The sequence below is a fragment of the Streptomyces yunnanensis genome, from assembly GCF_029011865.1.
Taxonomy (GTDB): Bacteria; Actinomycetota; Actinomycetes; order Streptomycetales; family Streptomycetaceae; genus Streptomyces; species Streptomyces yunnanensis.
Window position 1 is genome coordinate 7,173,070 of record NZ_CP095749.1, and the last position, 23,589, is coordinate 7,196,658.

A 23,589-nucleotide genomic window follows, 5' to 3' on the forward strand; every position below is an offset into this window, starting at 1 on the left:
GTATGTCTGCGGGGGTGGGGTCAGGGGGCGTAGCGGGCGATGGGGTTGTGCAGGGTGCCGATGAGCTGGAGGGCGCCGGCCGGGTCCTGGAGGTCGACCATCTGCTGGTTGTTGCGCAGCTGGAGGCGGTTGAGGCAGGAGAGGGCGAACTCGGGGGCGAACATGTCGTACTCGGCGAACTTGTCGGCGAGTTCGGGGTGGGCCGCCTGGTAGTCGGTGACGGTGGCGGCGACGGTGCGCCAGAAGGTGTCCTCGTCGAGGACGCCGCGGTCGGCGAGGGTGGCGCCGAGGAAGCGGAAGAAGCAGTCGAAGACGTCGGTGAAGACCGAGAGCAGCTTCTTGTCGTCGGGGACGTCGGCGCGGATGCGTTCGACGGTGGGCGGCAGGACCGCGTCGGCGGACATCACGGCGATCTCCTCGGCGATGTCCTTGAAGATCACTCGGGCCACCGCGCCGTCCTCGATGACCAGGATGGCGTTCTCGCCGTGCGGCATGAAGACCAGGTCGTAGGCGTAGAAGGCGTGCAGGACCGGGGTGAGGTAGCCGTCGAGGTAGCGGCGGAGCCAGGCTTCGGGGGCCAGGCCGGATTCCGCGACGAGGGCGGCGGCGAAGGAGTCGCCGTCCCGGTCCACGTGGAGGAGGGAGGCCATGGTGGCCAGCCGCTGGCCCGGTTCGAGGGTGGGGACCGGGCTCTCGCGCCAGAGGGCGGCGAGCATCTTGCGGTACGGGGAGCCCTTGTCGGTGGCGGCCTCGTACTGGCGGTGGTGGTAGCCGATGGCGGCGCGCTCGCGGATGATCGAGAAGCGGGCGGCGCGGAAGGTGTCGTCGGCGTCGATCAGGCGGGCCAGCCAGTCGTTGATGGCCGGGGTGGCTTCCATGTAGGAGGCGGACAGGCCGCGCATGAAGCCCATGTTGAGGACCGACAGGGCGGTTTTGACGTAGTGCCTGGTGGGCTGGGTGGTGTTGAAGAAGGTGCGGATGGACTGCTGGGCGAGGTACTGGTCGTCGCCGGGGCCCAGGCAGACCAGGCGGCGCTGGGCGACCTCGGCGGCGAAGGTGACGGAGAGTTTGTTCCACCACTGCCAGGGGTGGGTGGGGAAGAAGTAGTAGGCGTCCGGGTCGAGGCCGAGGTCGGTGAGGGTGGCGGTGAAGCGGGCCCGGGTCGCGGCGGGGAGCTCGGCGTCGATCAGGGTGTCGTAGTCGAGGTCGGCGCCGGCGGTGAAGGTGCTGTGGTCGCGGTGGGCGGCCAGCCAGAGGAGCTGGAGCGGGGCGGCGGCCTCGGGGGCGTAGGCGTGGTACTCGTGGATGCCGAAGCCGAGGCGGCCGTTGTTGGCGACGAAGCAGGGGTGGCCCTCGGTCATGCCGGTCTCGACGGCCTGGAAGTCGGCGCTGGCGAGTTCGGCGGCGGTGGGGGCCTTGCCAGCGAGCTTGTAGGCGGTGCCGGAGAGGGTGGAGCTGATCTCCTCCAGGTAGACCGGGAGGACGTCCGGGGACAGGCCCAGGGTCGTGTGGAACTCGGTGATGAAGTCCAGGGCGTCCAGGGGGAGTTCGGCGTCGTCGCGGTGGCGGGTGATGCTCTCGGCGTCGATCTGCCAGTGGTCGAGGGCCTGTCTGCGGGCGGTGAAGCGGTAGCTGGTGGTGGCGTCGTCGCTGTGGACGGCGTAGCGGCCGTCGTCGGCCAGCGGCTCGGGGGTCAGCAGGCGTTCGTGGGCGAACTCGGCGAGGGCCTTGCGGACCAGGGCGCGGTTGGCGCGGGCCCACAGCTCCGGGGTGAGGTGGGCGACGGCGTCCTGGGCGGGCTGCTCCGGGGCGGTGGGGGCGGGCATCAGCGGTCTCCTCGGGTGGCCAGGAACTGTTCGCGGGTGCAGGTGCTGAGATAGGCGTCTTTGGACGGGAGCGAGACGGTGCGGACGACCTCGAAGCCGACGGCCTTGTTGAGGGCGTGGACCGCGGTGTTGCGGGTGTCGGGTTCGACGACCACGCGCCGGACGTCGGGGTCGGCGAAGAGGCTCTCCATGACCGTGGTGATGACGGCGTGGGTGAAGCCGTGGACGGGGGTGTCCGTGGGGGCGGTCAGGAAGTGCATGCCGACGTCGCCGGGCCGGGCGGCGTGGATGCCGACCAGTTCGCGGTGGGCGGGGTCGTAGCGCTCCATGAGGAAGGCCGGGGTGCCGTTGTGCAGGCCGAGGAGGGCGTCGTGGTGCGGGTCGGCGTCGATCCGGGTGAACTCCTTCTCGACCGCGGCCAGGTCGCAGTCCTGCATCAGCCAGAAGGCGGCCTTGGGGTGGGTGACCCAGGAGTGCAGGACGGGGGCGTCGGCGGCGGGGTCGACGGGCCGCAGGGCGAACTCCCCCAGCGCGGGGTCGGTGCGGGTGAAGGCGGGGGCGTTCATGCGGATATCTCCATCGGGTCGTGCGGGCCGGCCGGGGCGGCGAACTCCTGGAAGGCGATGGCCTTCTCGACCGGGTAGTACTCGCGGCCGAGCAGCTCGCGGATGATGCAGGAGTTGCGGTAGGCGGCCATGCCGAGGTCGGGGGTGACGAAGCCGTGGGTGTGCAGCTCGGCGTTCTGCACGAAGATGTCCCGGCCGGTGGTGTCGATGCTGTAGTTGCGGGCGACGTCGTAGCGGCCGGCGGCGTCCCAGGCGATGCGGTCGCGGACCGGGTCCAGGAAGTCGGGGACGCGGTAGCGGTAGCCGGTGGCGAGGACGAGGCCCTGGGTGGCGAGGGTGAAGTCCCGCCCCTGCTCCTCCTGGCGCAGGCCGAGGGTGTAGGTGCCGGTGGCCTCGTCGTAACGGGCCTCCTGGAGCGCGGAGTTGGTCAGCAGGCGGGTGCGGACCGGGCCGGCCAGACGCTTCTGGTAGAGCAGGTCGAAGATGTCGTTGATCAGCTCCGAGTCGACGCCCTTGTAGAGGTGCTTCTGGGTGGCGTTGAGGTGGTCGCGGGTGGCGGCGGGGAGGGCGTGGAAGTAGTCCACGTACTCCGGGGAGGTCATCTCCAGGGTGAGCTTGGTGTATTCGAGGGGGAAGAAGCGGGGGGAGCGGGTGGCCCAGGTCAGGTGGTAGCCGTGGGTGTCGATGTCCTGGAGGAGGTCGTAGTAGATCTCGGCGGCGCTCTGGCCGCTGCCCACGATGGTGATGCTGTCCTTGGCCTGGAGGGTGGTCTTGGCGTCCAGGTAGCCGGCGTTGTGCAGGGCGTCGCCGCCCAGGTCCCGGCAGGCGTCGGGGAGGTGCGGCGGGGTGCCGGTGCCCAGGACGAGCCTGCGGGCCCGGAAGGTGCGCCGTTCGCCCTGGTGGTCGGCGTGGACGAGGTAGACCTCGGCGCGCTCGTCGTACTCGACGGTGGTGACCTTGTGGGAGAAGCGGACGGTGTCGAGCTTGCCGGCGGCCCAGCGGCAGTAGTCGTTGAACTCGGCGCGCAGCGGATAGAAGTTCTCGCGGATGTAGAAGGAGTACATCCGGCCCGATTCCTTCAGGTAGTTGAGGAAGGAGAAGGGCGAGGTGGGGTCGGCGAGGGTGACCAGGTCGGCCATGAACGGCACCTGGAGGTGGGTGCTGTCCAGCATCATGCCGGGGTGCCAGTCGAAGCCCGGCCGGTCGTCGAGGAAGAGGCCGTCGAGTCCGTCGATGGGGGCGGTCAGGCAGGCCAGGCCGAGGTTGAACGGGCCGAGTCCGATGGCGAGGAAGTCGTAGGGGGCATCGTGGGGGACGGTCACGGGGGGGGGCTCTCTTCGGAGATGGTCGGTCGGTGGGGAGGTCAGGGGGCGCTGAGGGCGGGCGCCGGGCGGTCGACGACGGGCTGCTCGGCCAGGTGGCGGCCGGCGTGCTCGGCGATCAGGTCGAGGACGGTGGCGATGTCGTCGAGCGTGGTCTCCGGGTTGAGCAGGGTGAACTTGAGGTAGTGCCGGCCGTCGACCTTGGTGCCGGCGACGATCGCGTCACCGGAGGCGAAGAGGGCCTCCCGGGCGTGCAGATTGATCCGGTCGGTGAGCTCGGGGTCCTGGGGGCCGCCGGGGAGGTAGCGGAAGACCAGGGTGCTCAGCTGGGGCTCGACCACGACCTCGAAGCGCGGGTCGTCGTGCAGCAGTTTCCAGGCGTCGGCGGCCCGGTCGATGACCTCGTCGAAGAGTTCGCCGACGGCCTGGGCGCCCATGATGCGCAGGGTCAGCCAGAGTTTGAGGGCGTCGAAGCGGCGGGTGGTCTGGAGCGACTTGTCGACCTGGTTGGGGATCCGCTTCTCGACCATCCGGCGCGGGTTGAGGTAGTCCGCGTGGTAGGTGACGTGCCGGAGCGTGGCGCGGTCGCGGACCAGGACGGCGCTGGAACTGACCGGCTGGAAGAAGGACTTGTGGTAGTCGACGGTGACCGAGTCGGCGCGCTCGATGCCGGTGAGCAGGTCGCGGCGGCGGGAGACCAGCAGGCCGCAGCCGTAGGCGGCGTCCACGTGCATCCAGGCGCCGTGGCGGGCGGCCAGGTCGGCGATCTCCGGGAGCGGGTCGATGGAGCCGAAGTCGGTGGTGCCGGCGGTGGCGACGACCGCCATGGGTATCAGGCCCTCGCGGCGGCAGCGCTCCAGTTCGGCGGCGAGCGCGTCGGTGCGCATCCGCTTGGTGGCGTCGGCGGGGACGGCGATGACGGCCTCCGCGCCCAGGCCGAGCAGGGTGGCGGACTTGCGGATGCTGAAGTGGCTGCAGGCGGAGGTGAGGATGCGCAGCCGGGGGAGCAGGTCGGTGAGCCGGGCGCCGTCCGGGGAATCCGGGCGGGCCAGTTCGCGGCGGCAGGTCTCGTCCCGGGCGAGCAGCATGGCCTGGAGGTTGGACTGGCTGCCGCCGCTGGTGAAGATGCCGTCGGCGGTCGGGCCGAGGCCGATCCGCTCGGCCGTCCAGTCGACCAGGCGGCGCTCGATGAGGGTGCCGCCGGCGCTCTGGTCCCAGGTGTCGAGGGAGGAGTTGACGGCGGAGAGCACCGCCTCGCCGACGAGGGCCGGGATCACCACCGGGCAGTTGAGGTGCGCGAGGTAGCGCGGGTGGTGGAAGTAGATCGCGTCGCGGAGGTAGACGCGTTCCAGCTCGTCGAGGGCGGCGGCCGGGTCGTGGAGCGGGGCGTCGAGGTCGACGGCGGCGACGGTGGGCGCCAGCTCGTCGACGGAGACGCCGGTGAAGGGGCGCTCGGTGGTGGCGAACCGGTCGCTGAGCCGGGTGACGCTCTCGGTGACGGCGGAGCGATAGCGGTCGGCGGTACGGTTGTTGAGGAGATAGGTGCGGCTGTCGGCCGGGTCCTCGGCGGGGTGCTCGAGGCGACTCATGAAGTGCCCTCCCTGGTGCGGGGTCAACCGCGTCCTGTGCAGGGTGCGGAGGTGTGCACAGGGGCAGGGGGACCCGCCCGGTGACGCAGTGAGGTAAGCCTAACCTAACTGGATCACCGGGTGAGTGCGGGGTGCCGTCCGGGACGGGCTCCCGCGGAGGGTCAGCTCCCTTCGTCGTCCAGGGTGCGCAGCACCAGACCGGTCGCCGGCTTGGGGCCGAACGAGGTGGACTTGCGGGGCATCGTCACGCCCTGCTGGGCGAGTTGACGGACCGTCTCCTCCGAAGTGGCGCGCATCAGGACCGCCGTCCCGCCGTGCCGGGCGGCCTGCGCCACCGCCGCCCCGGTGTGATGCAGATAGCCGATGTCCGACGGGTGGTCCGGGATCCGCCAGACCTCGTCCAGCAGCACCGAGTGCAGCACCGTCGCGTCCAGCCGCCGCCACGCCTCGGGCCGGTCGGTGCGGATCGCCCGGTCCAGCAGGCCGGGGTCGGGGCGGTCCAGGAGGTGGAAGGAGTCCGGGCCGCCGGACAGCACGAAGGCGGTTCCGGGCGTCCGGGCCAGTGCCTCCAGGGCGGCGGCCGGGTCGTCGGGCAGCCGGCTGACCCGGAACGCGCCGGCCACGTCCGCCAGTGCCTTGTCGGGCGACAGGTGCGGCAGCACCCGGTGGATCGCCCGGACCTGGAGCGGATAACGGGCGGTGTCGACCAGCAGCACCAGCCCGGATGCCCACGGGGAGTCCGGGCCGGCCTCCGGCCGCTGCTCGTGGAGCCGTTGGTAGGTCGCCCAGCGGTGGTGGCCGTCGGCGATCAGCGCCTGCCGCTGGGCCAGGTCCGCGTCGACGGCGGCCAGCTCGGCGGGGTCGGTGACCGCCCACAGGCGGTGCGCGAAGCCGTCCTCGGTGGTGGTGGCCAGCAGCGGGGCGTGCTGGACCGTGCGCTCGATGACCGCGGTGGCGCCGTTCGCGGTGCCCTGGCCGCGGTACGACAGCAGCAGTGGCTCGAAGTTGGCCGCCGCGGCGCCCATCAGGGCGGCCCGGTCCTCGACCACCTCGGGGATGACGTCCTCGTGGGGCAGTACCGGGCCGTCCAGTCGGAGCGCGCCGATCAGGCCGCGCTGGAGGGTGTCGCCGCCGCGCTGCTCGTAGACGTACAGCGCGGGCTCCGGATCCGGTGTGAGGATTCCCTCGTCGCGCCAGCGGCGCAGGGTCTCGGCGGCCTGGCGGTGGCGGGCGGTGGGGTCCGCGGTGTGCGGCAGGATCAGCCGGACGATGTTGTACGGATCGGAGGTCTCCAACTCGCGGACCCCGTCCGGGCGGACCACGACGTCGTAGGGCGGGGAGGTGACCGCGGTGAGGCTGCTGACCCGGTCCGGGGCGTAGCGCAGGCCGCGGAACGGGAGGAGGCGGAGGCCGTCGGTACTGGTCATTGAAGAATGCTATGCCGGGAGCGGGTGCGGGATGATCGGGGGAGCGGCCGTGAATCGGCCGGAATTATCGGTGGCCGCGCGACGGCGGAGGGACCGGCCCGGGGGGCGCCGGACGGCCCGCGCACGGAGTGCGGGGCGAGCCTCCGTGCGGCACGGAGGAGCGAGGAGCAGGACGGCATGGAAGAGGTTCGCAGGCGGCCCGACGGATGCCGGCGCGCGCTGAGCGAGGCGTACGACACGGCGCTGCTGGATCTGGACGGGGTGGTCTATGCCGGTGGACGGGCCATAGAGCACGCCGTGGCGTCGCTCACCACGGCGCGGGAGGGCGGCATGCACCTCGCGTATGTGACCAACAACGCTTCCCGGACCCCGCAGGCGGTGGCCGGCCAACTGTCCGGATTCGGTCTCCCCACGACCGCCGAGGACGTGATCACCTCGGCGCAGGCGGTGGCCCGCTTGATCTCCGAGCAGGTGCCGGCCGGCTCCCGGGTGCTGGCCGTCGGGGGCGAGGGGCTGCGGGTGGCGCTGCGCGAGCGCGGGCTGGTGCCGGTGGCGTCGGCGGATGACGACCCGGCGGCGGTGGTCCAGGGCTTCGACCCGGCGCTGGACTGGGAGCGGCTGGCGGAGGCCGCCTACGCGGTGCAGCGGGGGGTGCCGTGGTTCGCCTCCAACACCGACCTGACCATCCCCAAGGAGCGCGGGATCGCGCCGGGCAACGGCGCGCTGGTGGAGGTGGTGCGGATCGCCGCCGGCGGGGCGCCGCAGGTCGCGGGCAAGCCGCGGCCGCCGATGCACCGCGAGACGGTGCTGCGGACCGGCGCGCAGCGGCCGTTGGTGATCGGGGACCGGCTCGACACCGACATCGAGGGCGCCTGGAACGGCGGCGTGGACTCCCTGCTGGTGCTCACCGGCATCACCACCCCGGCGGCCCTGCTGGCCGCGCCGCCCGAGCACCGGCCGACGTACGTGGACGCGGACCTGCGGGGGCTGCTGCGACCGCAGCCGGAGGTGGCGGCGGACGGCACCGGCTTCCGCTGCGGCGACTGGCGGGCCGAGGCGGCCGGCGACGAACTGGTCCTGGACGGCGTGGGGGAGCCGCTGGACGGGCTGCGGGCGCTGTGCGCGGCGGCCTGGACCGCGGCGGGCACCGGGAGTTGTCCGGCCGACGCGACCAAGTCCCTGCGCGCGCTCGGTATGTGACGGCACGTCATATTACTTACGGCGCGGGCCGGAAGGCCGGCGGGCCCCGTCGCGAGGAGCGGCGGGGCCGTGCGGGGGACGGGCGGGCCGGTGGGTCACTCCTTGCCGGCGGCGGCCGTGGCGGCCGCGGTCAGCTCCGCGATCAGGTCCTCCTCGGTGGCGCCGCGCCGCCAGTAGCCGGTGAACTTCACCGCGCGGCGGTCGAATCCGCGCTCCCCGACGAGATGCCGGCGCACCGCCTTGACGGTGCCGGCCTCGCCGGCGATCCAGGAGTACGGGGTGCCCTCGGGCAGGTCGGCGGCGCGCAGCGCGTCCAGGACGGGCCCGCCGTCCGCGCCGTCGCGGCCGTGGGAGCGGACCAGCCAGGTGGCCTCGACGTCGGCGAAGGTCGGCAGCGGCTGCCGGTCGTCCTCGTGCCCGACCTCGATCCACACCTTGGCCACCGTGCCGGGCGAGAGCCAGGACAGGATCCCGGCGATGGCCGGCAGGGCGGTCTCGTCACCGGTCAGCAGGATCCAGTCGGTGCCGGGCGGCGGCCGGAAGTCCACCCCGCCGTTGTCCTCGACGGCCGGGGCCAGGACGGTCAGCCGGTCGCCCGGCCGGGCCCGGAGCGCCCAGCGGCTGGCCGGTCCGCCGGAGGCGAGGGCGGGGGACGCCGGGTCGTCGGCGCCGTGCAGCGCGAAGTCCACGTCGAACTCGCAAGGGTCGGGGCGCTGTTCGCGGATCGTGTACGAGCGCATCACCGGGCGCTCGGCCGGGTCCTGCGCCCGCCAGGCGGTGTACCAGCCGTCCCCCATGTCGTCGAAGACCGGCGCGGTCTGGTGGGGCTGCGGGAGGAACAGTTTGAAGCGCTGGTCCCGGCCGCCGGACGCCAGCTCCGCCAGCCGTTCGCCGGTGAAGGTGATCCGGACCATGGAGGGGCCCAGTCGCCGGGTGCGGGCGACCTGGACGTCGAAGAAGCGGAACGGCGCGGTGGTGGGGGTGGCGGTCGCGGTCATTCGGGAACCTCCCGGGACGGTGCGGGGCGGGGTGGGGTGACCGGGCCGGCGGCGAAGCCGGCCCGGCGGTGCGTCAGTTGACCTTCTTCGCGTGCTCGACGGCCTGGGCGAGCGACTCCAGGAGCGGGGCGGCGCCGGCGTAGGAGAAGCGCGGCTCGCTGGCCCAGGGGGTGATCTGGCCGGCCTTGACGGCGGGCAGTCGGGCCCAGGACGGCTTGGCGGCCAGGTCCTTGGGCTGGAGGGTGGCGGTCCGGTTGTCCAGCAGGAGGACGTCGGCCTGGTACTTGTCGGCGTTCTCCCAGCTCAGGCTCTCGAAGTAGCCGCCCTTGTCGAGGTGGTCGGGGACGATCAGGTCCACGCCGAGGGACCTGAAGTACATCAGGTCCGCGCTGATGCCGGGGTTGGAGGCGTAGAAGAAGTCGGCGCTGCCGGAGCAGGCGAGGACCTTGACCGGGTGGGCGGTGGCGGCCTTGCGCAGCCGCGCCGCGGCCTGCTCGAAGCGGGCCTTGGCGTCGGTGACCTTCTTGGCCTTCAGGTCCGCGCCGAGCGACGCGGCGAACTCCGCGTACCGCCCGATGATCCGGTCCAGCGGCACCCTCGACGAGGTGAGGGCCACGGACCTGGCCAGCTTGGTGATCTTGTCCTTGCTGCTGTCCGGGACGAACCAGAGCGCGCCGGGCTCGTACATGTTGGTGACCAGCAGATCGGGGCCGAGGCCGGCGTACTTCTCGACGTTGAACTGGTCGTAGGCGTTGCCGAGGATGGTGACCTTGTCGACGTCGAGGTCGCCGGCCTGCGGGTCGGGCTTGCCGTTCGGCAGCTTGGTGGGGCCGAAGACGCCGACGATCCGGTCGTCGATCCCGAAGTCGTGCAGGGCCGCGGCGCTGCCGGTGAAGGCGACGATCCGCTGCGGTGTCCCGGGCAGCGAGACCTTCTGCCCGCGGTCGTCGGTGAAGGACCACGGGCCGCCCTTGCCGCCGTCGGAACCCCCGGACCCTGCGGACCCCTTGCTCCCCCCGCAGGCGGCGAGCAGCGCGCCGATGCCGAGGGCACCGCCGGCGGCCAGGACACCGCGTCGGGACGGGGATACGCTTCGGGGGGTTCTCATGACGTGCGTGCTCCTCTCTGGAGGCGGAGCGCCCCAACGGGCATGGCGGACGGGCCGAACCGCAAGGGCCGGTAGATCGACTGCTTGTGAGGGTAGGCTAACCTAACTGGCGTGTTGGTTGACAGTCCTCCCGTCGACAGTTCCACCGACGCGGCGACGGCCCCCACCGCACCCCGGCGGCGGCCCGCCGCCCGCGCCGCGGGACTGGCCGCCTGCCTCGCGCTCCTCGCCGGCGTCGCCGTCCTGGGCATCGCCGTCGGCGCCAAGGCGATCCCCCTCGACCAGGTCTGGCACGGGGTGTTCCACTACTCCGGCTCCGACACCGACGTCGTCATCCGCGACGTACGGCTGCCGCGCACGCTCCTCGGACTGCTGGTCGGCGCCGCGCTCGGCCTGGCCGGCACCGTCATGCAGGCGGTCACCCGCAACCCGCTCGCCGACCCCGGCATCCTCGGCATCAACGCCGGCGCTTCGGCCGCGGTGGTCTCCGCCATCAGCTTCCTCGGCGTCACCTCGCTGACCGGCTATGTGTGGTTCGCCTTCGCCGGCGCCGCGCTGGTCTCCGTCGCGGTCCACGTGCTCGGCGGCACCCGCAACGTCACCCCGGTCCGGCTCGCGCTGGCCGGCACCGCGCTGACCGCCGTCCTCACCGGCTACCTCAACGCCGTCAACCTCATGGACTCCGCGGCACTGGACCGGATGCGGTTCTGGACGGTCGGCTCGCTGGCCAACGCGACCCTGCCGACGGTGACGCGGATCGCGCCGTTCCTGGCCGTCGGCGCGCTGCTCGCGCTGCTGCTCGCCCGCCCGCTCAACGCCGTTGCGCTCGGCGACGACCAGGCCCGGGCACTGGGCGCCCGGCTGACCCGCACCCGGGTGCTGGCCATGCTCGTGGTCACCCTGCTGTGCGGCGGGGCCACCGCGGTCTGCGGCCCGATCGTCTACCTCGGCCTGATGGTGCCGCACGCGGTCCGCGTCCTCACCGGGCCGGACCTGCGCTGGATCCTGCCGTACTCGGCGGTGCTCTCGCCGGTGCTGCTGGTCGGCGCGGACGTGCTCGGGCGCGTGCTGGCCCGGCCCGGCGAACTCCAGGTCGGCATCGTCACCGCCGTCATCGGCGGCCCGGTCTTCATCCTCCTCGTCCGACGCCGACGGATGGCCCAACTGTGAGCGTCGCGCGTGCGGCCGCCGGGCTGCTGACGGGTACGAGAGGCGCGCTGCCGCGCCGCGCGGGCGGAGAAGCGGGCGGGGGAGCGCTGTGAACGGACGCGGCGAGCGAGGAGAGGCAGTGCACACGACAGTGAAGCCGGACGGGTCCGGGACCCCGGGACGGCCGGCGGAGACCGCCGCGGCCGGGCCGCGGAACGGGGTGCCGAGCGGGGCGCCGGCCGGCCGGCGGACCCGGGTGGTGCGGACCGCGGGCGGGCTCTCGCTCCGCCTGGACCTGCGCGCCGTCCTGTCCGGGGCGCTGCTGCTGGCCGTCGCGGTGGCCGCCACCGTCGCCCTGATCGGCTCCGGCGACTACCCGATGACCCCCTCGGAGGTGCTCACCACCCTGACCGGCGGCGGCACCACCGGCCAGGAGTTCATCGTGCACGAACTGCGGCTGCCGCGGGTGCTGGTGGGGCTGCTGGTCGGCGCCGCCTTCGGGATCGCCGGCGCGGCCTTCCAGGCCGTCTCCCGCAACCCGCTGGGCAGCCCGGACATGCTCGGGCTCTCCCAGGGAGCCTCGGTCGGCGCGCTGGTCGTCCTCGTGTGGTTCCACGGCGAGCCCCGCACGGTGGCCGCCGGCGCGGTCGTCGGCGGCGTGATCACCGGCCTGGCCCTCTTCCTGCTCGCCTGGAAGCGCGGCGTCCACGGCTACCGCTTCGTCCTCGTCGGCATCGGCACCGCCGCCATGCTCTACGCCGTCGTGCTCTACCTCCTGACGAAGTCCACCCTCTACGACGCGGCCCGGGCCACCCTCTGGATGACCGGCTCGCTGAGCGGCCGCGACTGGAGCCAGGTCGGCCCGCTGGCCGCGGTCTGCGCGGTGCTGGTCCCGGTGGCGCTGCTGTGCGCGCGGCCGCTGCGGATGCTGGAGATGGGCGACGACGCGGCCGCCGCGCTGGGCGTCCGCACCGAACGGGTGCGGATCACCGTCCTGTTGGTCGCCGTGGTCCTCGTCGCGGCCGGTACCGCCGCGGCCGGCCCGATCTCCTTCGTGGCCCTCACCGCACCCCAACTCGCCCGCCGGCTGACCCGCGCGCCCGGCCCCAACCTGCTGCCCGCCGCGCTGATGGGCGCCGCACTGCTGGTCGGCGCGGACTGGGCCGCCCAGCGGCTCTTCGGCGCCGACCAACTGCCGGTCGGCGTGCTGACCGGCGTCCTCGGCGGCGGCTATCTGCTGTGGCTGCTGGTCGCCGAGCGCAAGGCGGGACGGGTGTGAGCGGCCGGCCGCCCGTCATCGCGGCCCCCGGCGACCCCAGCGATCCGACCACCCCCATCACCTCAGGAGCCATCCAGTGAGCCGTCTCACGGCCGAGGGCCTCACCCTCGCCTACGACCAGCGGACCATCGCCGAGAACCTCTCGGTCGCCATCCCCGACCACTCCTTCACCGTCATCGTCGGCCCCAACGCCTGCGGCAAGTCCACGCTGTTGCGCGCGCTGTCGCGGATGCTCAAGCCGGCCGCCGGCGCGGTCCTGCTCGACGGCCAGGCGATCTCCTCGCTGCCGGCCAAGCAGGTCGCCCGCACGCTGGGCCTGCTGCCGCAGTCCTCGGTCGCCCCCGACGGCATCACCGTCGCCGACCTGGTGGCCCGCGGCCGCTACCCGCACCAGGGACTGCTGCGCCAGTGGTCGGCCGAGGACGAGCGGATCGTCCAGGAGTCGATGGCCGCGACCGGCGTGGCCGCGCTGGCCGACCGCTACGTCGACGAGCTCTCCGGCGGGCAGCGGCAGCGGGTCTGGATCGCCATGGCGCTGGCCCAGCAGACCCCGCTGTTCCTCCTCGACGAGCCGACCACCTACCTCGACATCCAGCACCAGATCGAGGTGCTGGACCTGTGCGCCACCCTCCACGAGGACCAGGGCCGCACCCTGGTCGCGGTGCTGCACGACCTCAACCAGGCGGCCCGCTACGCCACCCACCTGATCGCCATGAAGGACGGCGAGGTGATCGCCGAGGGCGCGCCGTCGGACATCGTCACCGCCGACCTGGTGGGCCGGGTCTTCGGCATCGACTGCCGGATCATCGACGACCCCGAGAGCGGCACCCCGCTGGTCGTGCCGGCCGCCCGCCGACCCCGGGAGGCCGCCGCGGCGGCGTCGGCCACCGCGTCGGCTACAGCAGGGCCCTGAGCCGCAGCAGGTCGCGCAGGCCGGCCTCCAGCTTCACCCGGCCGCTGCCCCAGGCCCGGGCGAAGTTGAGCCGGCCGTCCACCAGCGCGACCAGGTCGTCCCCGGCCATCGCCAGCCGGATCTCGGCCTTCTGGGGCGGCGGTCCGGCGACGCAGATCACGTCCCGCAGGCTGCCGCCGGCCAGCCGGCCGACGAAGGTGGTGTCGAGGTCGGTGATGCGGCAGCTGACGGAGCGGTCGAGCGCCGTGGCGCTGCGCACCTCGCCGTCCGCCGACGCAAGGTTGTGGGCCAGCCGGTCGAGCGCGGCGCGGCACTGGTCGAGAGTTGCCATCGCGCCCGACGATACGCCAGGTCACGGACGGCCGGGGGCGCACGGCCGAGGTAGCGTCGGGGGCATGGCAGACCCGACGAACGGCCCGGCGCAGGCGGCCCCCGACACCCCGGACGCAGCACCGGAGCCGGCCCCCCGGCAGGCCCCCGAGGCCGCCGCGGCCCCCGAGGCCCCCGAGGCTGTGGAGCCCGCCGAGCCGGCCGGCCCCCGGCCGCTCGGGCTGGCGGTGACCCCCACCGGCCAGGCCGCGGTCGACGGCGGCCTGCGGCGCCTGACCGAAGCCGACCACCTCCCGGTGAGCGGCCACCTGGACATGTACGAGGATGTCCACCGTGGGCTGCGCGACGTGCTGGCCGGCCTCGACCAGCACCCCGGGCCGCCCGTCCCGTCCCCGTCCCCGACGCACGACCGTCCCGGCCGTCCCGGCCGGCTCGAACAGTAGGAGCTGAACCACAGGTGGCAGGAGTGGCACGACGCCGTCTCGACGCGGAGCTGGTACGCCGCAAGCTGGCCCGCTCGCGGGAGCACGCGAGCCAGCTGATCGCCGCGGGCCGGGTGACGGTCGGCGGGACGACCGCGACCAAGCCGGCCACCCAGGTGGAGACCAGCGCGGCCCTGGTCGTCCGGGCGGACGAGAGCGACCCGGAGTACGTCTCGCGCGGCGGTCACAAGCTCGCCGGGGCGCTGGCCGCCTTCGTCCCGCGCGGGCTGCGCGTCGAGGGCCGCCGGGCGCTCGACGCCGGCGCCTCCACCGGCGGCTTCACCGACGTCCTGCTGCGGTCCGGCGCCGGCCATGTCGTCGCGGTGGACGTCGGCTACGGGCAGCTCGCCTGGCAGCTGCAGAGCGACGAGCGGGTCACCGTCAAGGACCGCACCAACGTCCGCGAGCTGACCCTCGATCAGATCGACGACCGGCCCGTCGACCTGGTCGTCGGCGACCTCTCCTTCATCCCGCTGGGCCTGGTGCTGCCCGCGCTGGTGCGCTGCGCGGCGCCCGACGCCGACCTGGTGCTGATGGTCAAGCCGCAGTTCGAGGTCGGCAAGGAGCGGCTGGGCAGCGGCGGGGTGGTGCGCAGCGCGGCACTGCGGGCCGAGGCGGTGCGCGGCGTCGCGGACCGCGCGGCCGGGCTGGGGCTGGGCGTCCTCGGCGTGACCGCGAGCCCGTTGCCCGGTCCCTCGGGCAATGTCGAGTACTTTCTGTGGCTGCGCGCCGGGGCGCCTGCACTCGACCCGGCGGATGTCGACCGTGCAGTGGCGGAGGGGCCCAGTTGACCACTACCCAGGCAGTTGAAGGCAGCGCAGCACCGCAGAGCGGCGGCGCCGGGCGGACGGTGTTCCTGCTCGCGCACACCGGGCGCCCGGCGGCCGTCCGCAGCGCCGAACTCGTCGTCCAGGGGCTGCTGAGAAGCGGGATCGGCGTGCGGGTACTGGCCGAGGAGGCCACCGACCTGCCGCTGCCGGACCCGGTCGAGCGCGTGGAGTCCGAGCCCTGCGCGGCCGAGGGCTGCGAACTGCTGGTCGTCCTCGGCGGGGACGGCACGCTGCTGCGCGGCGCCGACTTCGCCCGGACGTCCGGCGTGCCGATGCTCGGCGTCAACCTCGGCCGGGTCGGCTTCCTCGCCGAGGCCGAGCGCGACGACCTCGACAAGGTCGTCGACCGGGTCGTCACCCGCTCCTACGAGGTCGAGGAGCGGATGACCCTCGACGTCCTGGTGCGCAACAACGGCGCCGTGGTGCACACCGACTGGGCGCTCAACGAGGCGTCCGTGGAGAAGGCCGCCCGCGAGCGGATGCTGGAGGTCGTCACCGAGGTGGACGGCCGGCCGGTCTCCCGCTTCGGCGGCGACGGGGTGGTCTGCGCGACCCCGACCGGCTCGACCGCGTACGCCTTCTCGGCCGGCGGCCCGGTCGTCTGGCCGGAGGTCGAGGCGCTGCTGATGGTGCCGATCAGCGCCCACGCGCTGTTCGCCAAGCCGCTGGTCACCTCGCCGACCTCGGTGCTGGCCGTCGAGGTCCAGCCCAAGACCCCGCACGGGGTGCTGTGGTGCGACGGTCGGCGCAGCGTCGAGCTCCCCGCCGGCGCCCGGGTGGAGGTCCGCCGCGGCGCGGTCCCGGTCCGTCTGGCCCGGCTGCACCACGCCTCCTTCACCGACCGGCTGGTCGCCAAGTTCGCCCTCCCGGTGGCCGGCTGGCGGGGCGCGCCCCACTGACCCGACAGGGCCTCGTCAGGACGACGCCGCCCCGGTGCCGCGCGCCAGCAGCTCCCGCGCCCGGGCCAGGGCGGTGTCGCGCCCGGCCGTCAGTTCCGCGTCGGTGAAGACCGGGGTGCGGACGGCGGGCGGGATGCCGGGGCCGTCGAAGGTCCGGCCGTCGGCCGTCAGGAACTCCTCGTCGGGCAGGCCGAAGCTCCAGCCGTTCGGCAGCGCCCGCTCCAGCACGTCGGAGAAGACGCCCTGGGTGTTCTCGCCGATCCGGGTGGGCGCGGGGGAGCGGCCCATCAGGGACTGGGTGAAGGTCTCGCCCGCGCTGATCGTCAGCCGGCCGGTGAGCACGGCCAGCGGTCCGGTGTAGAGCGGGCCGCGGTGCGGACGGACGCTGATCGGCTCCGGCGCGGTGAACCCGCCCGGGTGCCGCGGGTCGTTCCGGACCCGCTTGCGGTACGCGGTGTAGGGCCGGTCGGTGAGCCGGGAGGCGATCCGCAGGCCCAGGGCGTCCGAGCCGCCGCCGTTGAGCCGCAGGTCCAGGACGAGTCCGCGCAGCGCGGTGGGGCCCTGGGTGCGGGCCCTGGTGAAGATCGCGTCCAGTGCCCGGTCGAGCTCGGCGACGTCCCCCGCGTAGTCGCCCCGCTCGGTGTACTTGGCGAACTGGGTGACCCGGAAGTAGCCGATCCGGCCGGGCAGATCGGCGTAGGAGAGCCTGCCGCCGGCCCAGTGCCGCTGGACGGCGCCCGGCCCGAGGTTCGCGGCGATCGCCCGGTCGACGCGGGCGGTGAACTCGGGCGTGGGCAGCACGGTGCCGGGACGGCTGCCGGCGAACCACCGGTCCGGTCCGGCGACGACCCGGGTGTGCGCGTCGTGCAGCGGCTCGATCATCGCGCGCAGCACCGCGAAGAGTTCGGCGTCCGTCGTCGTGGCGGTGATCCGGGGGCGGTAGCGGTCCCGGACCGCGTTCCAGTCGATGCCCTTCGCCCGGAAAAAGGGGTAGTTCTCCGCGTACGTCTGCCAGAAGACGTCGAAGACCGCCCGCGGGTCCCGGGCCGGCCGGGCAGCGCAGCGCTTCGGCAGCGCCCCGGCCCGGCGCAGTGCGTGGTGGCCGACGTTGTCCTCGAAGGCCATCCGGGCGCGGTCGGTGCCCGCCGGGGCCACGGTCAGCGGCGCGGAGTCCGGCACGGTGAAGCGGAGCGTGCCGTCCGCGCCGGGGGCGCCGGCCCGGCTGCCGGTGACCGCGCCCGGCAGGCAGCTGAGCGCGGTGGTCTCGTACGTCTTCAGGGTGCGGCCCTCGATCGTGACGAGGGTGCCGTAGCCGTCCGTCCGCCAGACGCCGTCCAGGGAGGGCGCGGCGGCCCCCGCGGCGCGGGCGGGGGCCGCCGGGGCGGCACAGGCGGTGAGCGCGGTGACGGTGGCCAGCGCGGTGGCCAGGAGGACGGCGGTGCGCGGGCGGCGGGCCGGGCGGGGCGCTGCCGGGTCGCTCATGGGAGTACCTCGGGGAAGTCGGAGCGGATTGCGGCACGGGCCGCGGTGTCCCCTCAGCGTGCCGTTCGGGCCCGGCCGGGCGCACTGCGGCGGCCACCCCGTTCCATGGTGCGGTTTTCCGCACGTCCCGGGCCTGCGCGGCGTCCGGACCGGGCGGGACGGGGGCCGGAGCCGGGAAGCGGTGTGGGGGAGGCCGTCGCGGGGCGGCCCCCGGACCTCGTAAGGTCATACCCGTGTTGGAGGAGATGCGGATCCGGTCCCTGGGTGTCATCGACGACGCGGTCGTCGAGCTGTCCCCGGGCTTCACGGCGGTGACCGGCGAGACCGGCGCCGGCAAGACCATGGTCGTCACCAGCCTCGGCCTGCTGCTGGGCGGGCGCGCGGACCCCGCCCTGGTGCGGATCGGGGCCAGGGCGGCGGTGGTCGAGGGCACGATCGTCCTCAATTCCTCGTCCCCCGCGGCCGTGCGGGCCGAGGAGGCCGGCGCGGAGCTGGACGACGGTGCGCTGCTGATCAGCCGCACGGTCTCCGCCGAGGGCCGCTCGCGGGCCCATGTGGGCGGCCGCTCGGTACCGGTCGGGGTGCTCGGCGAACTCGCCGACGACCTGGTCGCGGTGCACGGCCAGACCGACCAGCAGGGCCTGCTGCGGCCGGCCCGCCAGCGCCAGGCCCTGGACCGCTACGCCGGGGACGCGGTCGCCGTCCCGCTCGCCAAGTACACCGCCGCGCACCGCCGGCTGCGCACCGTCGCCGCCGAGCTGGACGAGCTGACCACCCGGGCCCGCGAGCGCGCCCAGGAAGCCGATCTGCTCCGCTTCGGCCTGGACGAGATCGCCGCCACCGAGCCGCTGCCCGGCGAGGACACCGAACTCGCCGCCGAGGCCGAACGGCTCGGCCACGCCGAGGCGCTGGCGTCCGCCGCGGTCGCCGGGCACGCCGCGCTGGCCGGCAACCCCGAGGACCCCGAGGGCGTCGACGCCACCACCCTGGTCGCCGGCGCCCACCGCGCCCTGGAGTCGGTCCGCGGCCACGACCGCGACCTGGCCGCACTGGCCGACCGGCTCGGCGAGATCGGCATCCTGATGGCCGACGTCGCCACCGAACTCGCCGGCTACGCGGACGGCCTGGACGCCGACCCGCGGCGACTGGCCGCCGTGGAGGAGCGCCGCGCCGCCCTGAACCACCTCACCCGCAAGTACGGCGAGGACATCACCGCGGTGCTGGCCTGGGCCGAGCAGAGCGCCGCCCGGCTCGCCGAACTCGACGGCGACGACGACCGGATCGCCGAGCTGACCGCCGAGCGCGACGCCCTCCGCGCCGAACTGGGCGAACTGGCCCAGCAGTTGACCGACGCCCGGGCCGCCTCCGCGGAGCGCTTCGCGGACGCGGTCACCGCCGAACTGGGTGAACTGGCCATGCCGCACGCCCGGGTGAGCGTCGCCCTGCACCAGACCGAGCTCGCCGAGGACGCCGACGAGGCCGACGGCATCGAGGTGAACGGCCGCACCGTGGCCTACGGCCCGGCCGGCGCCGACGAGGTCGAGATCCTGCTGGCCCCGCACCCGGGCGCCCCGCCCCGGCCGATCGCCAAGGGCGCCTCCGGCGGTGAGCTCTCCCGGGTGATGCTGGCCGTGGAGGTCGTCTTCGCCGGCTCGGACCCGGTGCCGACCTACCTCTTCGACGAGGTGGACGCGGGCGTCGGCGGCAAGGCGGCCGTCGAGGTCGGCCGGCGGCTGGCCCGGCTCGCGAAGTCGGCGCAGGTCGTGGTGGTCACCCACCTCCCGCAGGTCGCCGCGTTCGCCGACCGGCAGCTGCTGGTGGAGAAGACCAACGACGGGTCGGTGACCCGCAGCGGCGTCACCGTCCTGGAGGGCGAGGACCGGATCCGCGAGCTGTCCCGGATGCTGGCCGGCCAGGAGGACTCCGAAACGGCCCGCGCGCACGCCGAGGAACTGCTGGAGACCGCCCGCACCAGCCGGTAGCGGCACCGGTACGGGGAGAAACGGGGAGAAGGGGAGGGGCGATGACGGTGGGAGCGGCCGGCGGGACGCCGGCCCGGAGCGCGGCGCTGCTCGTGGCGGCCGGCGCGACCCGGGCGGTCTACGGGGTGCTGCGGCGCCGGCCACCGGGCGGCGCCGCCCGGTGGGAGCGGAAGAACTACGCGGGCCGGACGGTCACCCTGCACGCCGGCCCGGCCGCCGCGCTCGGCGTCGCGCTGGCCGCGGCCGGCGCGCCGGGGCTGCCCGCCCGGGCCCGTGGCGCGGCGGCGCTGGCCGTCCTGGCCGCCGGCGGCTGCGGGGCCTACGACGACATCGCCGGCGCCGGGGACCCGCGGCGCGGCTTCCGGGCACACCTGACCGCGCTGCGGCACGGCGAGGTCACCAGCGGCGCGGTCAAGCTCTTCGGGATCGGCGCCGCCGGGCTCGCCGCCGGCGCCCTGCTCAAGGACCGCCCGGCCGACAAGCTGCTGGCCGGCGTGGTGATCGCCGGCTCGGCCCACCTGGTCAACCTCCTGGACGTCCGGCCGGGCCGGGCCGCCGGCGCCGCGCTGGCGCTGGCCGCACCGGGGCTGCTGCGCCGCGGGCCGGCCGGTCCGCTCTCCGCCGTCCCCATGGGCGCCGCCGCCGCGGTCGTCGCGGACGACCTCCGGGAGCGGACGATGCTCGGGGACGCCGGGGCGCATGCGCTCGGCGCCGCCCTGGGGGTGGCCGCCGTCGCGGGATGGGGGTCCGCCCGCTCCGGCGGGGTCGAGAGCGGAGCAGGCCGCGCGGGGCTGGCCGCGCACGCCGCCGCGCTGGTCGCCGCGGCGGCCGCCGGCGACCGGATCAGCCGGCTGGCCGGGGCGCTCTGACCGGGCCCGGTGCCCGCGCCGGGTGTCGCTCGGCCCCGCGGAAGATCCGGAGCGACCCGATCCGGACAGTGAAGGGCGGGTTCCGGACAGCGGCGGAGGTGGACCGGAAGGGGGGCTTCACCCCTTTCGGGCTGCGGTCCGCTCACGCGCCGGGTCGCCCATGTGGGTGAATCCGGGGAACGGCGGGTGAGACTTCCCACCGGAACGGCGTCCGCACGGTGCCGAATTGACGTCGCCGGACTGGCATCCTGGGCGCGGTGCGCGGAGCCGGAGCGTGCCCGCCCCGACCTGCCCGCAGGCCGGTGCGTCGCTCTGCCCCGGCGCATCGCAGCACCTCGCAGTGCCAAACCGCCCCGCCGGTACGGTCCGTACCGCACCCCCCGACCCAGGAGCCCGACGCCGTGACCAGCACCCCGACCCCGCCGCACGGGCTCGCGCCGCTGCGCACGGTCCAGGTGCTCGGCCACGGCGGAGCCGGCAGCGCGGCCCACGTCCGCTCGCTGGCCGAGGGGCTGGCCGCCCGCGGGGTCCGGGTGACCGTGTGCGCCCCACCCGAGGCCGAGGAGGCGTACCGCTTCACCGCGGCGGGCGCCCGGTTCGTGCCGGTCGCCCCGCGGATGGACCCGGCGAACATGACCGTCCTGCGCGGCGCCTGTTGGGACACCGACCTGGTCCATGCGCACGGTCTGCGGGCGGGGCTGCGCGCGTCGATGGCGCTGCGCGGGCTGCGCGGCCCGCGCGGCGGGAGGGTCCCGCTCGTCATCACCTGGCACACCAAGGCGCACACCGAGGGCGCGCGGGCCGGGTTGGTGCACCTGATGGAGCGGCGGGTGGCCCGGGCCGCGGCGGTCGTCCTGGGCGTCTGCTCCGACCTCGTCGACCGGGCGCGCGAACGGGGTGCCCGGGACGCCCGCCTCGCGCCGGTCGCCATCCCGCGCCCCCGGCCCGGCCGGGTCGCCGCCGCCGACCCCGACCGCAGCCGCGACAAGGAGCGCGCCGAACTGGGCGTGGTGGACCGGCCGTTGCTGCTCGCGGTCGGCCGGCTCGACCCCGCCCAGGGCCATGACCTGCTGCTGGACGCGGCCCACGCCTGGTGCGGTCTGGACCCCCAGCCGCTGCTCGCCATCGCGGGCGAGGGCGGCCAACGGGCCGCGCTGCAGCGCCGGATCGACAGCGAACGGCTGCCCGTCCAACTGCTCGGCCGCCGCGACGACGTGCCCGCACTCCTCGCCGCCGCCGACCTGGTGGTGCTGCCCAGCCGTTGGGAGGCGCGCTCGCTGATCGCCCAGGAGGCGCTGCGCGCCGGCGTCCCCTTGGTGGCCACCGACACCGGCGGCACCCCCGAACTGGTCGGCCGGGCCGCCGCCCTGGTCCGCTACGGCGACGCCTCCGCCCTGGCCCACACGGTCCTCGACCTGCTGGCCGACCCGGTGCGCCGGGACGCGCTGGCCGTGGCCGGCCGCGCCCAGGCCGCCGGCTGGCCCAGCGAGAACGACACCGTCGCCCAGGTCCTCAGCGTCTACGACGAGCTGACCCAGCCGCGGTCGGCGCAACGGTCGGCCTGACCCCGGGCGGCATGGGGCCCTACCGCTCGGTGTGCCGCCGTGCCCGCAGCGCCAGCCGCAGCCCCAGCACGGTCTGCGGATCGTCCAGGTCGGTCCCCAGCAGCTGGGCGATCCGCGCCAGCCGGTCGTAGAGGGTCTGCCGGTTGACGTTCAGATCGCGGGCGGTCTCGGCCTTGCGGCCGGCGCTGGCCAGATACGCCTCCAGGGTCGGCAGCAGCGGCTGGCGGGCGCCCCGGTCGTGGGCCAGCAGCGGGCCGATGGCGCGCTCGACGAAGTCGGTGAGCACCCCCTGCTCGCCGTGCTCCCGCATCCGCCACAGCAGCAGTTCGATGTCCAGGCGACGGGCGTCGTACCAGGACGCCTCCGGCAGGCCCTGGGCAGCGGCCGCCGCCTCCGCCGCGTGCCGCAGCCCGGGACCGGCCGCCGCCCAGTCGCCCGCCGTGCCGACCACCACCACCGGGCGGTGCGCGGACGGCCGGTCCAGGCCGGCCCGGACGACCCCGGCCCGCAGCGCCTCGGCGACCCGGTCGGCCAGCGCCGCCCGGTCCTGGCCCGCCCGCAGCGCCACCAGCAGCGGCACCCGGCCCTCCACGGGCCGCACACCGAGCAGCACCGGCACGCCGGGGGCGGCCAGCTCCTCGCGCAGCGCCTGGGCGAGCACCGCCCAGCTGCCGGGGGAGGGCAGCGCGGCCGGCAGCCGCATCACCACCGGCAGCACCGGGTCGGCGCCCGGCCGGAATCCGAGCAGGCGGGCCTGCGCCGGCGCCTCGGACGCGGAGATCCGGCCCTCGGCGAGCTCGGCGAGGAAGTCCCCGCGGCCCCGGGCGGCCAGCACCTCCTCCTGCCGGGACTGGAGCATCACCACGGCCAGCAGATCGGCGGCCCGCTCGGCGGCGATCCGGTGCACCGGCTCCAGCGGCCCGTTCACCGGGAGCAGCACCAGTCGGGCGCGCACCGTGTCGGGCCCGTGTCCGCCGCCGGGCACCTCGATCCGCAGGCCGGATTCCCGCAGCCCCTCCCAGGCCAGCAGGGGGTCGGCGTCCGCGCCGCCGTCGTCGCCCTCCGGCCCGGCCGCGTACAGCGGGCTGCCGTCGGGGGCCTCCAGGCACAGCGGATTGCCGGTGAAGACGGCGAGCAGCCGCAGCACCTCCGGGGCGCCGCCGCCCCGCAGCAGCACGTCGGTGCAGCGCCGCAACAACTCGTCGGCGCGCCGCAGCAGGGTGTAGTGGCCGTTGATGATCTCGGTGTGGATCTCCTCGGTGACCGTGACGTACGGGACCTCGCGGTGCAGTTGGATCAGCGGCAGCCCGCAGTCCCGCGCGGCGTCGATCAGCGCCGTCGGCAGCGCGTCGAACCGCGAACCCAGCTCCACGACCAGCGCGGCGACGTCCCGGTCCGCGAGCTTGCGGATGAAGGCGCGCTGCTCGGACGGCCGGGTGCCCACGCCGAGGCCGGTGGTCAGCAGCAGCTCGCCGCCCTTGAGCAGCGAGGCGATGTGCGGGACCTCGCCGGCGTGTACCCAGCGCACCGGCCGGCCCAGCCGGTCCTCGCCGGCCAGCACCTCGGGCAGGCCGCGCCGCAGCGCCGGCAGTTCCAGCGCCCTGCGCACCGTGATGTCGGCGTCGGTCCTCGCATGCGGCCCCATGGCGCGAACGCTACCGCGCGTACGACCATCCGGAGGAATGTGATCCGGATGGCCCCCGGCGGCCCCGGGAGAGGGCCGCCCCGCCCCACCCGGCGCGTTTCCCAACTCCCGCCCCCGGCGGTCCACTT

Annotated in this window: 20 protein-coding genes; 10 read left to right on the plus strand and 10 right to left on the minus strand. The window is 74.8% G+C overall.

Translation table 11 applies throughout. From position 1 onward, the window contains the following. Positions 1 to 20 precede the first annotated feature (20 nt). The 5 genes from MOV08_RS31295 to MOV08_RS31315 all read right to left on the minus strand — a co-directional run bounded on the left by MOV08_RS31295 (position 21) and on the right by MOV08_RS31315 (position 6,730). The gene (locus MOV08_RS31295) at positions 21 to 1,826 is read right to left on the minus strand and encodes an IucA/IucC family protein (protein ID WP_275309713.1); all 1,806 of its coding nucleotides are present in this window, start codon (positions 1,824 to 1,826) and stop codon (positions 21 to 23) included. Continuing rightward, the gene (locus MOV08_RS31300; RefSeq protein WP_275309714.1) at positions 1,826 to 2,392 is read right to left on the minus strand and encodes a GNAT family N-acetyltransferase; all 567 of its coding nucleotides are present in this window, start codon (positions 2,390 to 2,392) and stop codon (positions 1,826 to 1,828) included. Before MOV08_RS31300 ends, MOV08_RS31295 begins: the two co-directional genes overlap by 1 nt. Continuing rightward, positions 2,389 to 3,714 carry a lysine N(6)-hydroxylase/L-ornithine N(5)-oxygenase family protein gene (locus MOV08_RS31305; RefSeq protein ID WP_275309715.1) on the minus strand — a complete coding sequence of 442 codons (1,326 nt, stop codon included), beginning with the start codon at positions 3,712 to 3,714 and terminating at the stop codon, positions 2,389 to 2,391. The genes MOV08_RS31300 and MOV08_RS31305 overlap by 4 nt, the downstream gene beginning before the upstream one ends. A 41-nt stretch (positions 3,715 to 3,755) precedes the next feature. Next, complete coding sequence (locus MOV08_RS31310; RefSeq protein WP_275309716.1) at positions 3,756 to 5,303, minus strand: pyridoxal phosphate-dependent decarboxylase family protein; 1,548 nt, start codon at positions 5,301 to 5,303, stop codon at positions 3,756 to 3,758. A gap of 161 nt (positions 5,304 to 5,464) precedes the next feature. Next, positions 5,465 to 6,730, minus strand: coding sequence for a DUF1015 domain-containing protein (locus MOV08_RS31315; protein ID WP_275309717.1), 1,266 nt, complete (start codon positions 6,728 to 6,730; stop codon positions 5,465 to 5,467). Positions 6,731 to 6,907: 177 nt separating this feature from the next. Here MOV08_RS31315 and MOV08_RS31320 point away from each other — a divergent pair, with 177 nt between their 5' ends. Then, a complete protein-coding gene (locus MOV08_RS31320) occupies positions 6,908 to 7,930 on the plus strand; it encodes an HAD-IIA family hydrolase (protein WP_275309718.1) in 1,023 nt (340 codons plus the stop codon). Between the two features lie 95 nt (positions 7,931 to 8,025). Here the strand turns inward: MOV08_RS31320 and MOV08_RS31325 are convergent, their stop codons facing one another. Then, entirely contained in the window at positions 8,026 to 8,928 is a 903-nt protein-coding gene (locus tag MOV08_RS31325; RefSeq protein ID WP_039637655.1) for a siderophore-interacting protein, read from the minus strand. 73 nt (positions 8,929 to 9,001) lie between these two features. After that, positions 9,002 to 10,036: an ABC transporter substrate-binding protein gene (locus tag MOV08_RS31330; RefSeq protein ID WP_275309719.1), complete on the minus strand. Its 1,035-nt coding sequence runs from the start codon at positions 10,034 to 10,036 to the stop codon at positions 9,002 to 9,004. 111 nt (positions 10,037 to 10,147) lie between these two features. Here MOV08_RS31330 and MOV08_RS31335 point away from each other — a divergent pair, with 111 nt between their 5' ends. The 3 genes from MOV08_RS31335 to MOV08_RS31345 all read left to right on the plus strand — a co-directional run bounded on the left by MOV08_RS31335 (position 10,148) and on the right by MOV08_RS31345 (position 13,377). Further along, a complete protein-coding gene (locus tag MOV08_RS31335; RefSeq protein ID WP_275309720.1) occupies positions 10,148 to 11,206 on the plus strand; it encodes a FecCD family ABC transporter permease in 1,059 nt (352 codons plus the stop codon). Positions 11,207 to 11,324: 118 nt separating this feature from the next. Next, positions 11,325 to 12,464 (plus strand): FecCD family ABC transporter permease, encoded by a 1,140-nt coding sequence (locus MOV08_RS31340; RefSeq protein ID WP_420834228.1) that lies wholly within the window; start codon positions 11,325 to 11,327, stop codon positions 12,462 to 12,464. Between the two features lie 76 nt (positions 12,465 to 12,540). Next, entirely contained in the window at positions 12,541 to 13,377 is an 837-nt protein-coding gene (locus MOV08_RS31345; protein WP_275309721.1) for an ABC transporter ATP-binding protein, read from the plus strand. Here the strand turns inward: MOV08_RS31345 and MOV08_RS31350 are convergent. Further along, positions 13,361 to 13,708: a sterol-binding protein gene (locus MOV08_RS31350; protein ID WP_039637659.1), complete on the minus strand. Its 348-nt coding sequence runs from the start codon at positions 13,706 to 13,708 to the stop codon at positions 13,361 to 13,363. The genes MOV08_RS31345 and MOV08_RS31350 overlap by 17 nt on opposite strands. Before the next feature lie 64 nt (positions 13,709 to 13,772). Between MOV08_RS31350 and MOV08_RS31355 the strand changes: the two genes are divergently transcribed. Genes MOV08_RS31355 through MOV08_RS31365 form a run of 3 tightly spaced genes read left to right on the plus strand, consistent with a single transcriptional unit; the run spans position 13,773 to position 15,918 of the window. Next, a complete protein-coding gene (locus MOV08_RS31355) occupies positions 13,773 to 14,150 on the plus strand; it encodes a hypothetical protein (protein WP_275309722.1) in 378 nt (125 codons plus the stop codon). A gap of 14 nt (positions 14,151 to 14,164) precedes the next feature. After that, positions 14,165 to 14,980, plus strand: coding sequence for a TlyA family RNA methyltransferase (locus MOV08_RS31360; RefSeq protein ID WP_102923805.1), 816 nt, complete (start codon positions 14,165 to 14,167; stop codon positions 14,978 to 14,980). Between the two features lie 59 nt (positions 14,981 to 15,039). Next, a complete protein-coding gene (locus MOV08_RS31365; protein ID WP_338057424.1) occupies positions 15,040 to 15,918 on the plus strand; it encodes an NAD kinase in 879 nt (292 codons plus the stop codon). Positions 15,919 to 15,933: 15 nt separating this feature from the next. Here MOV08_RS31365 and MOV08_RS31370 read toward each other — a convergent pair whose 3' ends face one another. Then, positions 15,934 to 17,400, minus strand: coding sequence for a S41 family peptidase (locus tag MOV08_RS31370; RefSeq protein ID WP_275309724.1), 1,467 nt, complete (start codon positions 17,398 to 17,400; stop codon positions 15,934 to 15,936). Between the two features lie 245 nt (positions 17,401 to 17,645). On the opposite strand from MOV08_RS31370, the gene recN reads away from it, so the two are divergent. The 3 genes from recN (at position 17,646) to MOV08_RS31385 (ending at position 21,816) form a co-directional block, all read left to right on the plus strand. Continuing rightward, entirely contained in the window at positions 17,646 to 19,382 is a 1,737-nt protein-coding gene (gene recN, locus MOV08_RS31375; RefSeq protein ID WP_275311944.1) for a DNA repair protein RecN, read from the plus strand. A 41-nt stretch (positions 19,383 to 19,423) separates the two neighbouring features. Continuing rightward, on the plus strand, positions 19,424 to 20,251 hold the full coding sequence (locus tag MOV08_RS31380) for a hypothetical protein (RefSeq protein ID WP_275309725.1): 828 nt from the start codon (positions 19,424 to 19,426) through the stop codon (positions 20,249 to 20,251). 401 nt (positions 20,252 to 20,652) lie between these two features. After that, a complete protein-coding gene (locus tag MOV08_RS31385) occupies positions 20,653 to 21,816 on the plus strand; it encodes a glycosyltransferase family 4 protein (protein WP_275309726.1) in 1,164 nt (387 codons plus the stop codon). 19 nt (positions 21,817 to 21,835) lie between these two features. Here the strand turns inward: MOV08_RS31385 and MOV08_RS31390 are convergent, their stop codons facing one another. Next, positions 21,836 to 23,461, minus strand: a complete 1,626-nt coding sequence (locus MOV08_RS31390; RefSeq protein ID WP_039637666.1) for a PucR family transcriptional regulator — start codon at positions 23,459 to 23,461, stop codon at positions 21,836 to 21,838. Positions 23,462 to 23,589 lie beyond the last annotated feature (128 nt).